Here is a 13,421-nt window from a genome sequence, read left to right on the forward strand (position 1 = left end):
AGGGCGGCCTGCGCCGCCTGCAGCCCGGCGCGGGCCTTCTCCATCGCCGCCGCCTTCGCGCCGGCCTCGGCGTTCAGCGCTTCGAGGAAGGCCGTCCAGTCCTCACGCAGCGCGGGAGGCATCGCGCCGTCCAGCCGGTCGCGTAGGTGGGTGGCGCGTGCGCCGGGGCTGTCCGTCGGCGCGGCCGCATCCGACTCGTAGATCCCGACGCCGCAGACCTGGTCGCCGGCGCGGGTGTAGTAGGTGGTCTTCGGAAGCGCGACGGTGCTGCCCGGCTTCGGAAAAAGGTAGCCGATCGCTGAGACCTGTCCCGGCGCCGCCGTCTCCATCATCGTGCGGATGAAGTAGGTGCCGTCGCTGTCGTGCAGGTCGCGCACGTTCTGGCCCTGCAGGACCGGGTTGGGGTGGGCACTCATCACCCCGTCCGGCCCGACGCAGAACACGTAGGTGTCCGCGGTGCGGAAGCCCGCCTCGCCCTTGGTAAAATGCGCGAGCGCCGCCGGCTTGTCGGCCGCGAGCGCGGCGACCACGTGCTTCAGCATCCATTTGGCGCTCGCTTCCGCACCGACGTCGCCACAGGACGTCGGCGCCTCGCCGTCGCCGCAGGCGCGGGCGCCCTGGGGCGAAGCCGCCAGCCCAAGGGCGACGAGGAGGGTCAAGGCGAAGGTCGAAAGGAACGGTCCCATCGGTCGTGCCTCGACGGTCGAGCGGAGGCACCTGCGCGGCGAAGGCACCATCGCAAGGGAGCCTCGCGCAAAGGAGCCTCGATTCGTCCGGCCGACGACTGTTCACCGTCGGCCTGGACCTGCTGATCGACAGCTTCCATCGATTTTTTCGAATCTTCAAGCTCGAAATGCAGGCATCGCGCGGCCGAAAAACAATGCATCGTCTTCGACGGCGCCACCCTTCTTAAGAAGGGCGGCGCCGCCTGCTGGGATCAGGTCCGCCAGGGGTGGGCCGGAAGCGCGGTCTTGCCGATCGCGCTGGCGCCGGCCTCGGCCACCGCGTGGTCGTCTTCGACGGTCGAGCCGCTGACGCCGATGGCGCCCGACATTTCGCCGTCCGCGTCGACGATCGGGATGCCGCCGGGGAAGGTGATCAGCCCCTCGTTCGAGTGCTCGATGCCGTAGAGGGGCTTGCCCGGCTGCGACAGCGCGCCGATCTGGCCGGTCATCATGCCGAAGAACACCGAGGTCTTGGCCTTCTTCTGGGCGATGTCGATCGAGCCGACCCAGGCGCCGTCCATCCGGTAGAACGCCTTCAGGTTTCCGCCGGAATCGACGACCGCGATGCACATCTGGGTGCCGAGCTCGGTCGCCTTGGCCTTCGCGGCAGCGATCGCGGTTTCCGCCTGCTCGATGGTGACGTGCATGGTGTTCTCTCCCTGTTGGCGCCGCCAGGCCGGGGCGCGTCGTCCCCGCGGGGTCGGCGGGGATACCAATCGACAACGGCCGGGTTTGCGCCCGGTGCCGAAAACGAGGACGGCCGCCCCGGATGGTCCGGAGCGGCCGCGGATTGATCGACGTCTGCGGTCCTTACTTGGCCGACATCGCGTTGGCCTTCTCGATCAGCGCCTCGGCCATGCGGATCGAGGCGATGTCGATCAGGCGGCCGTCCAGCGAGACGGCGCCGCGGCCTGCCTTGGCGGCCTCTTCCATGGCCACGAGGATGCGGCGGGCCTTGGTCACCTCGGCTTCGGACGGGGTGAACACCTCGTTGGCAAGGTCGATCTGCGAGGGGTGGATCGCCCACTTGCCCTCGTAGCCGGCCGACGCGCAGCGGCGGGCAGCGGAGGTGTAGCCGTCGGGATCGGAGAAGTCGCCGAACGGGCCGTCGATCGGGCGCAGGCCGTAGGCGCGGCAGGCGACCAGCATGCGCTGCTGGGCGAACAGCCACGGGTCCTGCCAATGGGTCTCGCGCTTGCCGCTCTCGTCCTTGTCCGTGAGCACGCTGTAATCGGGGTTCACGCCGCCGATGACCTGGGCGCGGGCGCGACAGGAGGCGGCGTAGTCGGCCACGCCGAAGGACATCGCCTCGAGGCGCTTGGAGGAGGTCGCGATCGCCTCGACGTTGGCCATGCCGAGCGCGGTCTCGATCAGCACCTCGAAGCCGAGCTTCTTCTCGCGCTTCTTGGCCTGCTCGATCTGCGTCACCAGTACGTCGATGGCGTAGACGTCGGCCGGCACGCCGACCTTGGGAATCAGGATCATGTCGAGGCGCGGGCAGGCTTCGACGATGTCGACGACGTCGCGGTACATGTAGTGGGTGTCGAGACCGTTGATGCGGATCATCATGGTCTTCGTGCCCCAATCGATGTCGTTGAGGGCTGCGATGATGTTGGTGCGGGCCTTCTCCTTGTCGTCCGGCGCGACCGCATCCTCGAGGTCGAGGAAGATCACGTCGGCGTTCGAGGTGGCCGACTTCTCCATGAAGGTCGGGTTCGAGCCGGGCACGGCGAGCTCGGAACGGTGGAGCCGCGGGGTGGCCTGCTGGACGAGGGTGAAGCTCATGGGTCTCTCCTGATAGGGTGGATGTCGTCGGAGCGCGGGCGCAGCTAAGGGGCCCGCGCGTCGTGTTTCAACATGGGCCGCGTCGCACCGCGCGACAGGCCCGGCGGAACGTATTCAGCCGGTGGCGCCGAAGCCGACGGCGATGCAGTTGATCGAGAGTAGCAGGGCGGACTTCACCGCCTCGCGCTTGTCTTCGTCGGCCTCGGCGCGGAAGCGGCGCAGCAGTTCGACCTGCTCGCGGCCGACCTGGTTGATCGTCGGCAGGCGCCCGGTGAGCCTGTCGCGGAACAGCGGCGCGCGCTCGGCCAGCTCCCGGCCGCCGGTGATCCGCAGCACCATCTCGCGCGTCAGCGCGTACTCGGCCTCGATCATCCCGAAGATGCGCTCGCGAATCTCGGGGTCGGCGACGAGGCCGGCGTAGTCGCGGGCGATGCCGAGGTCGACCATCAGCAGCGTCTTCTCGACCTCGTCGAGGATCAACCGGAACAGCCGGCATTCCTGGAACAGGCGCTTGAGCAGCGCCTCGCCTGGGTCGCCGCGCACGTCGAGGAAGCTGCGGATGCCCGATCCGACGCCGTACCAACCGGTGACCACGTGACGGTTCTGCGCCCAGGCGAACACCCAGGGGATCGCGCGCAGGTCGCTCAGCGACTTCGCGCCGAAGCGCCGCGCCGGTCGCGAGCCGATGTTGAGCAGCGCGATCTCGTCCAGCGGGCTCGCCGACTGGAAGTAGTCGACGAGGCCGTCGGCCTGGAGAAGGTTGACGTAGGCCGCGCGCGAGGCGCCCGACAGCGCCTCGAGGGCGTCGTCGAACTCGTGCCGGGGCTGGTTCGCCCGCTGCCGCTCGGATTGCAGCGCGTGCTCGAACACCGAGGCGGCGAGCAGCTCCATCTGGTAGGCGGCGGTGCCGCGGTTGGCGTACTTGAACGAGACCACCTCGCCCTGCTCGGTGGTGCGGAAGCGGCCGTTGATCGAGCCCGGCGGCTGCGCGTCGATCCCGCGCTGGGTCGGCACGCCGCCGCGGCTCACCGAGCCCCCGCGCCCGTGGAAGAAGGCGATCGGCACGCCGGCTTCCTTGCCGAGCGCCGTCAGCTTGGACTGCGCCTTGTACAGCTCCCAGTTCGAGGCGACGAAGCCGCCGTCCTTGTTCGAATCCGAGTAGCCGATCATCACCTCCTGCACGCCGCCCTGCCAGCGGGTGGAGCGGCGCACCACCGGGACGGCGATCAGCTCCTTCATGATCGCAGGCGCCGCGCGCAGATCCTCGATGGTCTCGAACAGCGGCACGATCGGCAGCGGGCAGATCTCGGTGCCGGCCGCGTCGAGGTAGAGCCCGGCCTCCTTGGCCAGCAGGTACGCGCCGAGGATGTCGGGGACGGAGCGGGTCATCGACAGGACGAAGGCGCCGAAGGCCTCGCGGTCGAGGGTGTCGCGCATCTCGCCGACCAGTGCGAAGGTGGCCAGGGTCTCGCGGGCGTCCTCCGGCAGGCCCTCGAAGGAGGTCTCGCCGGTCCGCGGTCGCGCCAGCTCGGCGACGAGCCAGGCCTTCCATTCCGGCGTGTCGAGGTCCGGCGGCGCCTTGCCGCCGTTCTGGCGGGCGTAGAGCGCGTGCAGAGTCTTGGTGGTGCGGGTGGTGTTCTCGCGCAGGTCGAGCCGGACGGTGGAGAACCGGAAGATCTCGACCATCCGCCGCACCGGCCGCACCAGGTCGGTGGCGAGCGAGGTGCACTTGGCGTCCGAGAGTCCCTGCTCCAGGGTGCGCAGGTCGTTGATCAGGCCGTCGGCGCTCGGGTAGTCCGGGCCGTTCGCGCGACCGCCCTCGTTGCGCCGGATCGTCGCCTCGAGCTTGCGCAGGATGCAGGACAGGTACTGGCGATAGGCCTCGCCCGGGTTCCGGCCGGCGATCGCCTTGGCGTCGCCGCTCTCGGACAAAGCCCGCGCGAGCTCGGCCCGGAAGGTCTCGGGGACGGGCATCGAGCGCTCGGTGAGCGAGAGCACACGGCCGAGATGGAGCACGCCGTCGCGGTAGCGCTTGAGCGAGGCGAGCGCGTTCCACTTCAGCGTCTCGCGGGTGACGCTCGCGGTGACGTAGGGGTTGCCGTCGCGGTCGCCGCCGATCCAAGAGCCGAACTGGAAGAAGGCCGGCACCTCGAACTTCTCGTCCGGGTAGTACTGCGCCAGCGACTCCTCGAGCGAGTAGACCACCTCCGGCAGCATCTCGAACAGGGTCTCGTCGAAGAAGTGCAGGCCCCAGGAAACCTCGCGCTCGACGGTGGCCTTCTCCAGGTGCAGCTCGCCGGTCATCCAGACGAGCTCGATCTGGTCGCGCAGCTCGTTCATCAGGCCGTTGCGCTCGCGCGTGGTCCAGCGCGGCAGTTCGAGCTCGCGCAACACGAGGTAGATCCGCCGGAACTTCTCCAGCACGGTCACGCGCTTGCCCTCGGTGGGGTGGGCGGTGATCGTCGGGCGGATGCGCAGGTCCTTCAGCAGCGCATGGATCTGATGCGCGGGGATGCCGCTCGCCGAGGCCTCGGCCAGCACCTTGGCGAACGAACCGCCGAGGGCCGAGCGGCCTTCCGTGCGCTCGACGTGCCGGCGCCGGCGCATGGCGACGTTCTGCTCGGCGATCGACAGCAGCTGGAACCAGATGCCCTGCACCTGGAGGGCGCGGGCCAGCATCTCGGGCGTGAAGGTCGAGATGTCGGCGGTTCCGTGCAGCACCGCCTCGAGTTCGGGCTCGTGCCGGCGCGCCACGTCGAGCAGCGCGTGGAACAGGATGTCGAGCGCCTCCTTCGACGAGGTGCCGGTGATCACCGGCGGCGCGAAGGCGTTCTCTTCGGCATGGCTGAGGGACGCGTGGAGGGTCTTTGGCATCGGATCAAGCCACCTGGGGCGGATGTCGTTCTGGCGGGGGTGGCACCGCGCGGCCCCCTCTCCCGTCCGGGAGAGGGTTGGGGTGAGGGATGCAGGTCCATCCGGCGAGGGCATCCCCCTCATCCTGTCCCTCACCGGACGGGCGAGGGAACTCGCGCTTTCAGGTTCGCGCGCCGAGCGTTACGCCGCCCGGCGCATCACCTCGGCCACGGTGTCGCCGAACGAGCCCGGGTCCGGCGCCACGGTGAGGCCGTAGGAGCGCATGATCTCGGCCTTCTCGGCGGCGCTGTCGCCGGTGGCGGAGATGATCGCGCCGGCATGCCCCATGCGGCGCCCCTTCGGCGCCGTGAGGCCGGCGACGAACCCGATCACGGGCTTGGAGAAGTTCGCCTTGATCCAGGCCGCGGCCTCGGCCTCCTGCGGGCCGCCGATCTCGCCGATCATCAGCACCGCCTCGGTCTCGGGGTCCTGCTCGAACAGGGCGAGGTGGTCGAGGAAGGACGATCCGTTGATCGGGTCGCCGCCGATGCCGACCGAGGTCGAGATGCCGATGCCGTGCGCCTTCATCTGCGAGGCGGCCTCGTAGCCCAGCGTCCCCGAGCGCGAGATCACGCCGACGTTGCCCTTCAAGTAGATGTGGGGCGGCATGATGCCGAGCATCGACTTGCCGGGCGAGATGATGCCGGCGCAGTTCGGGCCGACCACCATGGTGCGGCGCTCCTTGGGGTAGCGCATCAGGTAGCGCTTCACCCGCATCATGTCCTGGGCCGGGATGCCGTCGGTGATCGAGCAGACCAGCTTCAGCCCGGCGTCGGCCGCCTCCATGATCGCGTCCGCGGCGAAGGGCGGGGCGACGAAGGTGATCGAGGTGGTGGCGCCGGTGGCCTCGACCGCGTCCTTCACGGTGTTGAACACCGGCAGGCCGAGATGGGTCTTGCCGCCCTTGCCGGGGGTGACGCCGCCGACGACGTTGGCGCCGTACTCCTTCATCTCCTTGGCGTGGAAGGTGCCCTTGTCGCCGGTGATGCCCTGGACGATGATCGGGGTGGTCTCGTCGATGAGAATGCTCATGGCGGGTTCCTTCGCTTATCTCACGGACGTCAGTGCTTGGTGCCGTCGCAGGCTTCGACGGCCTTGCGCGCGGCGTCCGACAGGGTCTCGGCGGTGATCAGGTCGAGCCCGCTCTCGGCGAGGATGCGTTGCCCGGCCTCGACGTTGGTGCCGGCCAGCCGCACGATCAGGGGCACCTCGATCTTCACCTCGCGGGCCGCCTGGACCACGCCCTCCGCGACCCAGTCGCAGCGGTTGATGCCGGCGAAGATGTTGACGAGGATCGCCTTCACGTTCTTGTCCGAGAGGACGAGGCGGAAGGCGGTGGCGACGCGCTCAGGCGAGGCGCCGCCGCCGACGTCGAGGAAGTTCGCCGGCTCGCCGCCCGCGTGCTTGATCATGTCCATCGTCGCCATGGCCAAGCCCGCGCCGTTGACGATGCAGCCGATCTCGCCCTCGAGCCCGATGTAGCTGAGGTTGTGCTCGGCGGCCTGGGCCTCGCGCGGGTCGCCCTGCGACGGGTCGTGCATGTCGGCGATGTTGCGACGCCGGAACATCGCGTTGTCGTCGAACGACATCTTGGCGTCGAGCGCCAGCACGCGGTCGTCCTTGGTGACGACGAGCGGGTTGATCTCCAGCATCGTGCCGTCGCAATCGCGGAACGCCCGGTAGGCGTTCATGATCGTCTTCACCGCGGCCGAGACCTGCTTGATGTTGAGCCCGAGCTGGAACGCGATCTCGCGCGCCTGGAACTGCTGCAAGCCGACGGCCGGCTCGACCACCACCTGGATCAGCGCCTCGGGCTCGTTCGCCGCGATCTCCTCGATGTCCATGCCGCCGCGCTGCGAGGCGATGACGCGGACGCGCTCGGCCTTCCGGTCGAGGACGTAGCCGAGGTAGAGTTCGCGCTCGAACGGGTCGGCGGTCTCGACGTAGACCCGTTGCACCGGCTTGCCCTCGGGCCCGGTTTGCAAGGTGACGAGGCGCTTGCCGAGAAGCTCGCGGGCTGCGTCGCGGACCTCGTTGTAGGTCCGGCACAGCTTGATTCCGCCGGCCTTGCCGCGGGCGCCGGCATGGATCTGCGCCTTCACCGCCCAGAACGAGCCGCCGAGCTCGGTCGCCGCGTAGACGGCCTGGTCGGCACTGAAGGCGACGGCACCCTTGGGAACCGCGACGCCGAAGCTCGCGAGCAGTTCCTTGGCCTGGTACTCGTGCACGTCCATCGGGCGCCTCCTTCCGTATTGTTCTTCGATACGGTTCTACGCCCTCATTTTACTTTGGGGGAGGCCGATGCCGCATCAAATTTTTTTGCATTCTCGTTGAGTTCGCCTTGATCGGCGAAGGAATGCTTGGATTGTGCTTGCTGCGACGCAGCATATCGCGGCCGCGACGGGTCGCGAACCACGCGGCATCGGATCGACGGCTTCCGTGAGAACGCCGCCGACCCGGACGCGCCTCAGTTCACCTTGGCCTTGACCACGTCGTAGACCTTCTCGTTGAGGTCGCCGGCGTCGCCGAGCAGCCCTTCGAGTTCCTTCAGGCGCGCGTCCGCGAAGTCGCGGTCGTCGAGACCCTTCGCGTTGACGTAGACGTTGAGGGCGGCGCTGCGCAGGCCGGCATGGGCCGAGAGCACGGCCACGCCCGCATCCGAGATGACGTTGAGGTTGCCCTTGTCGGCCACCACCTCGGCGAGGTCGATCACCGCGCGGCAGGCGCGGCAGCAGGCGAGCGGAACGTCGGTGGCGACCTTGAGCGCCGCCTGGATCTTCTCCGCCCGGGCGGCCTTCTCCTCGTCGGTCGCCTTCGGGAGCCCGTAGGCGCCCATCACCGCGTCGAAGGCGGCGACGTCCTCGGCGATCATGCCGGTGAGCTGCGCCCGCAAAGCCTCGGACTGCGCGAGCATGTCCTTCAGCTCGGCCTCGACCTCGACGTACTTCTTCTTGCCGATGGTGAGGTTGCACACCATCGAGACCAGGGCTGCGCCCATGGCGCCGGAGATGGCGGCGGCACCGCCGCCGCCGGGGGTCGGGGCGGCGCTGGCCAGCCCGTCGAGGAAGGTGGCGATCGTATCGTGCTCGGCCATGCGCCCCACTCCCTTTGTTCAGGCCATCTTCTTGGCGAGGGCGTAGATCTCCTCGGCGTCCAACACCTGCTCGGTGCTGTCGAAGAGCTGCCCGACGCAGGCGCGGTGGAGCTTCAGCTTGAGGCCGCCGATCCCCAGCGCGCCGAACGACTTCTTGCCGTGGCGATCCTTGCCCTTGTCCATGGCGTCGATGCCGCCGAAGCCGAGCGGCGGCTGGGCGTTGTAGTCGGCCACGAACTCGATCGAGGCCTCGTCCTTCCAGGCCGATTCGGGCAGCAGCTCGATGCCGATGGCGCCGGCCGAGAACACGAGGTTCTTGCCCTTGACGATCTCGGCGCGCGAGGCCTCGTCGGGGGTGGCGGCCGCGGTCACGGCGACGCCGAAGCGCTTGTTGACGGCGTCGGCCGCAGCCTGTGCCCGGTCGAGCTGGCGGGCGGCGATGACGACCTCGGCGCCTTCCTTGGCCAGCAGCGCGGCCGAGCGCATGCCGACGGGGCCGGTGCCGGCGAGCACGACGGCCTTCTTGCCTTCGAGCGAGCCTGCGGCCTTCGCCACCAATGCGACGCCGGCTGCGGCGGTGGTGTTCGAGCCGTTCGAATCGAGCATGGTCGAGACGCGGAACGGGCCGAAGAAGCGTTTCTTCACCGCGGCGAGAACGGCCTCGCCGGCCGCCATGTTGCCGCCGCCGACGAAGATCGCCGTCGACTTCTTCTCGGAGCCGCCGCGGGTGTAGATCGTGCCGTCGACCAGCGCCCCGACGTTCTCCGGGGTCACGCCTCCGTAGCCGGTGATGTGGTCGGCGCCGCCGTCGTAGCCGACGACCGTGTCGAACACGGACGGCATCGCATCGGTGTCGAACAGGAACAGAAGCTTCTTCATGGTGCGTCCTCTCGTCCGCGTCTCGGCGCGGCTGGCGTTTGGTGTTGAATTCGAGGTCCGGGCGCCCTCCGCCGCGACGTCATTCCGGGGCGCCGAAGGCGAGCCCAGAATCCAGAGCCGCGGATGCGGACGGTTGGAACAACCCCTGCGTGTCTAGATTCCGGGCTCCGCTTTGCGGCCCCGCGGTGAGACTTCCGACGCGCGGCGGGGCCTAGACCACGTTCTGCGGCGTGCCGGCGACGTAGGCCTCGACGTTGTCGACGAGCTGGTCGGCCAGGATCTGCATCGCTTCCTTGCTCGCCCAGGCCACGTGCGGCGTGACGATGAGGTTCGGCAGGTCGAGGTCGCACAGGATGTTGCCGTCCTTGGGCGGCTCCTGCACCACCACGTCGAAGCCGGCGCCGCCGATCGTGCCGGCCTTGAGCGCTTCGGCGAGCGCCGCCTCGTTCACGAGGCCGCCGCGAGCGGTGTTGATGAGGATGGCGTGCTTCTTCATCTTCGCCAGCTGCTCGGCGCCGATCATGTTCCGGGTCTCGGGCGTGAGCGGCGCGTGCAGCGTGATCACGTCGGACTGGGTCAGGATCGTCTCGAAGTCGACGAGGCCCTCCTGCGGGAAGACGTCGTAGGCGATGACCTTCATGCCGAGCGCCTCGGCCCGCTGGCCGATCGACTTGCCGAGCGCGCCGTAGCCGACGATGCCGAGCGTCGAGCCGGCGATGTCGTGGATCGGGTAGTCGAAGTAGCAGAATTGGGTGGACTTGTTCCAATCGCCCCGGCGCACCGAGTTGGCGTACGGCACGATCGCCCGCCGCAGGGCGAAGATCAGCGCGATGACGTGCTCGGGCACGGTGTTGAAGGCGTAGTTGCGGATGTTGACGACGGTGATGCCCTGAGCCTTGGCCTGGGCCTTGTCGACCACGTCGGTGCCGGTGGCGGCGACCGCGATGAGCTTGAGGTCGGGGAGCTGCTTCAACGTGTCGGCGCGCATCGGCACCTTGTTGATCAGCGCGATCTCGGCGCCGGCCAGCCGGGAGACGATCTCCTCCGGCGTCCAGGTCGAATCGTATTCCTTGTAGTCGTGCGGGAAGTTGAACGGCCGGACCGTGGCGTCGAGGGACTCGCGGTCGAGGAATACGATCTTCTTCGTCATGGAACGCCTTTCATGCGACGGCCGGATCGGGTCTCAAGCCCGCGACGCGTCGGCCGCGGCGATCCCGATCCGGTTCGAGATGATCCCCTCTCGTCCGGGTGTGCGCGGGGGCGTCGCCGCCCCCGCGCGATGGCCTTCGTCGTCAGCCGCGGGAGAGCGGGTTTTCGCGCAGGTAGCTCGACGCCGCCGCGACGCCCGAGCCCGGCGTGACGTGCACGCCGCAATCGATCATCGCCATCTCGGCGCCGGCGATCGCGCCCAGCAGCGACAGCTCGTTCAGGTCGCCGAGGTGGCCGATGCGGAACACCTTGCCCGCGACCTGGCTGAGGCCTGCGCCCAGCGAGAGGTTGTAGCGGTCGTAGGCGTGCTTGATGATCTTGGCTGCGTCGACGCCCTCGGGCGCCAGAATCGCCGTCACCGTGTCGGAGTTCCACTTGGGCTCCTTGGCGCAGGTCTTCAGGCCCCACGCCGCCACGGCCTGACGGGTCGCCTCGGCGAGCACGTGGTGGCGGTGGTAGACGTTGTCGATGCCCTCTTCGCGGATGCACGTCAGAGCTTCGCGCAGGCCGTAGAGCAGCGGCAGCGGCGGGGTGTAGGGGAAGTAGCCGGTGGGGTTCTGCTTCAGCTGGTCCGACCAGGCGAAGTAGACGTGGCCGAGACGGTCGTTGCCGCCCGCGCCGCCGCCCTCGGAGATCTTGATCGCCTTGGCGCTGGCGCAGAGCACGCCGAGGCCGGCCGGCAGCATGAAGCCCTTCTGCGAGCCGGCGATGGCGCAGTCGACCTTCCATTCGTCCATCTTGAACGGCAGCGAGCCGATCGACGAGATGCCGTCGACGAACAGCAGCGCCGGGTGGCCGGCGGCGTCGACCGCCTTGCGGACGGCGCCGATGTCGCTGGTGACGCCGGTCGCCGTCTCGTTGTGGACGACCATCACGGCCTTAATCTTGTGGTCGGTGTCGGCGCGCAGGGCCTCACCGATCTTCTCCGGGTCCGCGCCGGTGCCCCAGGCCTCGTCCTGCACGATCACGTCGAGCCCGAGGCGCTGGGCCATGTCGACCCAGAGGTGGCTGAACTGGCCGTAGCGGGCCGTCAGGACCTTGTCGCCGCGGCAGAGGGTGTTGGCGAGCGCCGATTCCCAGATGCCGGTGCCGGAGGACGGATAGAAGATGATCGTGCCGGCCTCGGAGCCGAACACGATTTTGGCGTCCTGGAACAGGGGCTTCACCAGCGCCGGGAAGTCCGGCGAGCGGTGGTCCTCCGAGGGGACGTGCATCGCGCGCAGCACGCGGTCCGGGATGTTGGTCGGGCCGGGAATGAAAAGGTGGTTGCGTCCGGGGCGCCGCGTTGCAGCCATGGGTGTGTCCTCCGATTACCAAGATACGTTGGCCGGCAAGCCGGCGTCAGGAACGATGCGCCGGCAGGCGGCGCATGGGCGTGTGGTGATCCGTGGGCGTTCTGGCGAGCGGTGTGCCGAACCGGCGCGGCCGGAAGCGCGCGGGAGGGCTGTCCCACGCGGAACTTCCGCGTCGTCGGTCGGTCGCATCGCCGGGCGATGCGGAGCGGCGGAACGGTCTTGCACCGCTCGCGGTCGCGGCATGGATCCATGCCGGTCGCCTCCGATAGCCTTCGTCTTCCTTGCGTCGGCCGTGCCCGGTGCGCAAGCCGCTCGACGCGGATCCTGCACGCCGGAATTCCGACGACCTTCGGCACTGTCCTCCCCGTCGTCCCGCCCCGGGCCACGATTCAAGTCGACCCGTCCGGCCGCCCCGCCACGAAGGCGAGGCCGGCCGCTCCGGTCGGCGATCCCTTGGCCGTCTCCGGCGCCCGCCTTTCGGCAGGTGATCGCTTTGCATCCATTATGGACACCGAAGCCTCACAAGCAAAACTGGAAAAACTTCCCGGATGGCGAAAAAAAATTGTCGTGCACTGCAACAATCGCGCGAACGACCATTGTGTTGCTTGCTGCATCGCAGCATCGAACGGACTCCACCGTCATCAAACTGAGACGCGTTTCCGGTTTGGCTCGGCCGAAGACCGCCGGGAGATGCTCGTGGCCGACGACACGGAAGGGACGACCCGCGTCCGCAGCCTGTTCCTCTCAGACCTGCACCTCGGCACCCGTGGCTGCCAGGCCGGGCTGCTGCTGGACTTCCTGAAGGACTACGACGCCGACACGCTCTACCTCGTCGGCGACATCGTCGACGGCTGGCAGCTCCGCTCGGGCTGGTACTGGCCGCAGGGGCACAACGACGTGGTGCAGAAGCTGCTGCGCAAGGTGCGCAAGGGCTCGAGCCTGGTCTACGTGCCGGGCAACCACGACGAGTTCCTGCGCGACTACATCGGCACCACCTTCGGCGGTATCGAGATCGCAGAGAGCCGCATCCACGAGGCGGCCGACGGGCGGCGCTACCTCGTGATCCACGGCGACCAGTTCGATATGGTGGTGCGCCACGCCCGCTGGCTCGCCCACCTGGGCGACGGCGCCTACACCGTCGCGCTGTTCGTCAACACCGGTCTGAACAAGCTGCGCCGGCGGCTGGGCCTGTCCTACTGGTCGCTCTCGGCCTGGGCGAAGCTGAAGGTGAAGAACGCGGTCAACTTCATTGGCGCGTTCGAGACCTTCCTCGCCGACGAGGCCCGGCGCCAGGGTGCCGACGGGGTGATCTGCGGCCACATCCACCACGCCGCCGACCGGCGCATCGACGGGTTGCGCTACCTCAACACCGGCGACTGGGTCGAATCCTGCACCGCCCTCGTCGAGCATTACGACGGCCGCATGGAGGTGCTGCACTATCCGACCATCCTCCGAGCCCGCGCGGCGGAGGCCGAGCGTGCGGCGCTTCCGGCGCCGGACCGCCGGGCCGTCGCGTGAGGC

The 13,421-nt window shown here is 68.8% G+C and carries 11 protein-coding genes; 1 reads left to right on the plus strand and 10 read right to left on the minus strand.

From position 1 onward, the window contains the following. From FV222_RS06885 to FV222_RS06930, 10 genes are all read right to left on the minus strand, one after another. Positions 1 to 686, minus strand: a 686-nt coding sequence (locus FV222_RS06885; RefSeq protein WP_147813586.1) for a cache domain-containing protein, incomplete at its 3' end; no start/stop codon positions are given. Positions 687 to 937: 251 nt separating this feature from the next. Next, positions 938 to 1,372, minus strand: a complete 435-nt coding sequence (locus FV222_RS06890; protein WP_147813588.1) for a heme-binding protein — start codon at positions 1,370 to 1,372, stop codon at positions 938 to 940. Positions 1,373 to 1,535: 163 nt separating this feature from the next. Then, positions 1,536 to 2,510 (minus strand): CoA ester lyase, encoded by a 975-nt coding sequence (locus FV222_RS06895; protein WP_147763488.1) that lies wholly within the window; start codon positions 2,508 to 2,510, stop codon positions 1,536 to 1,538. A gap of 114 nt (positions 2,511 to 2,624) precedes the next feature. Then, complete coding sequence (locus FV222_RS06900) at positions 2,625 to 5,384, minus strand: phosphoenolpyruvate carboxylase (protein WP_147813590.1); 2,760 nt, start codon at positions 5,382 to 5,384, stop codon at positions 2,625 to 2,627. A 180-nt stretch (positions 5,385 to 5,564) separates the two neighbouring features. Then, complete coding sequence (gene sucD / locus FV222_RS06905) at positions 5,565 to 6,455, minus strand: succinate--CoA ligase subunit alpha (RefSeq protein ID WP_147750979.1); 891 nt, start codon at positions 6,453 to 6,455, stop codon at positions 5,565 to 5,567. Between the two features lie 29 nt (positions 6,456 to 6,484). After that, positions 6,485 to 7,657 carry a malate--CoA ligase subunit beta gene (locus tag FV222_RS06910; protein WP_147750978.1) on the minus strand — a complete coding sequence of 391 codons (1,173 nt, stop codon included), beginning with the start codon at positions 7,655 to 7,657 and terminating at the stop codon, positions 6,485 to 6,487. Positions 7,658 to 7,890: 233 nt separating this feature from the next. Continuing rightward, positions 7,891 to 8,517 (minus strand): methenyltetrahydrofolate cyclohydrolase, encoded by a 627-nt coding sequence (gene fchA, locus FV222_RS06915; protein WP_147813592.1) that lies wholly within the window; start codon positions 8,515 to 8,517, stop codon positions 7,891 to 7,893. Positions 8,518 to 8,535: 18 nt separating this feature from the next. Next, positions 8,536 to 9,396 (minus strand): NADP-dependent methylenetetrahydromethanopterin/methylenetetrahydrofolate dehydrogenase, encoded by an 861-nt coding sequence (locus FV222_RS06920; protein WP_147763490.1) that lies wholly within the window; start codon positions 9,394 to 9,396, stop codon positions 8,536 to 8,538. Between the two features lie 211 nt (positions 9,397 to 9,607). Further along, a complete protein-coding gene (locus FV222_RS06925) occupies positions 9,608 to 10,546 on the minus strand; it encodes a D-2-hydroxyacid dehydrogenase (RefSeq protein ID WP_147813594.1) in 939 nt (312 codons plus the stop codon). Between the two features lie 142 nt (positions 10,547 to 10,688). Further along, the gene (locus tag FV222_RS06930) at positions 10,689 to 11,900 is read right to left on the minus strand and encodes an aminotransferase class V-fold PLP-dependent enzyme (RefSeq protein ID WP_147813596.1); all 1,212 of its coding nucleotides are present in this window, start codon (positions 11,898 to 11,900) and stop codon (positions 10,689 to 10,691) included. Between the two features lie 696 nt (positions 11,901 to 12,596). Here FV222_RS06930 and FV222_RS06935 point away from each other — a divergent pair. After that, positions 12,597 to 13,418, plus strand: a complete 822-nt coding sequence (locus FV222_RS06935) for a UDP-2,3-diacylglucosamine diphosphatase (protein ID WP_147750973.1) — start codon at positions 12,597 to 12,599, stop codon at positions 13,416 to 13,418. Positions 13,419 to 13,421 lie beyond the last annotated feature (3 nt).

This window comes from Methylobacterium sp. WL103 (assembly GCF_008039885.1).
In the GTDB taxonomy this organism is placed as follows: Bacteria; Pseudomonadota; Alphaproteobacteria; order Rhizobiales; family Beijerinckiaceae; genus Methylobacterium; species Methylobacterium cerastii.

Bases quoted from the DNA above. Each gene is read 5' to 3' on its own strand.
- FV222_RS06895 (WP_147763488.1), bottom strand. From the start codon at position 2,510: ATGAGCTTCACCCTCGTCCAGCAGGCCACCCCGCGGCTCCACCGTTCC.
- FV222_RS06910 (WP_147750978.1), bottom strand. From the start codon at position 7,657: ATGGACGTGCACGAGTACCAGGCCAAGGAACTGCTCGCGAGCTTCGGC.
- fchA (WP_147813592.1), bottom strand. From the start codon at position 8,517: ATGGCCGAGCACGATACGATCGCCACCTTCCTCGACGGGCTGGCCAGC.
- FV222_RS06920 (WP_147763490.1), bottom strand. From the start codon at position 9,396: ATGAAGAAGCTTCTGTTCCTGTTCGACACCGATGCGATGCCGTCCGTG.
- FV222_RS06930 (WP_147813596.1), bottom strand. From the start codon at position 11,900: ATGGCTGCAACGCGGCGCCCCGGACGCAACCACCTTTTCATTCCCGGC.
- sucD (WP_147750979.1), bottom strand. From the start codon at position 6,455: ATGAGCATTCTCATCGACGAGACCACCCCGATCATCGTCCAGGGCATC.
- FV222_RS06890 (WP_147813588.1), bottom strand. From the start codon at position 1,372: ATGCACGTCACCATCGAGCAGGCGGAAACCGCGATCGCTGCCGCGAAG.
- FV222_RS06900 (WP_147813590.1), bottom strand. From the start codon at position 5,384: ATGCCAAAGACCCTCCACGCGTCCCTCAGCCATGCCGAAGAGAACGCC.
- FV222_RS06925 (WP_147813594.1), bottom strand. From the start codon at position 10,546: ATGACGAAGAAGATCGTATTCCTCGACCGCGAGTCCCTCGACGCCACG.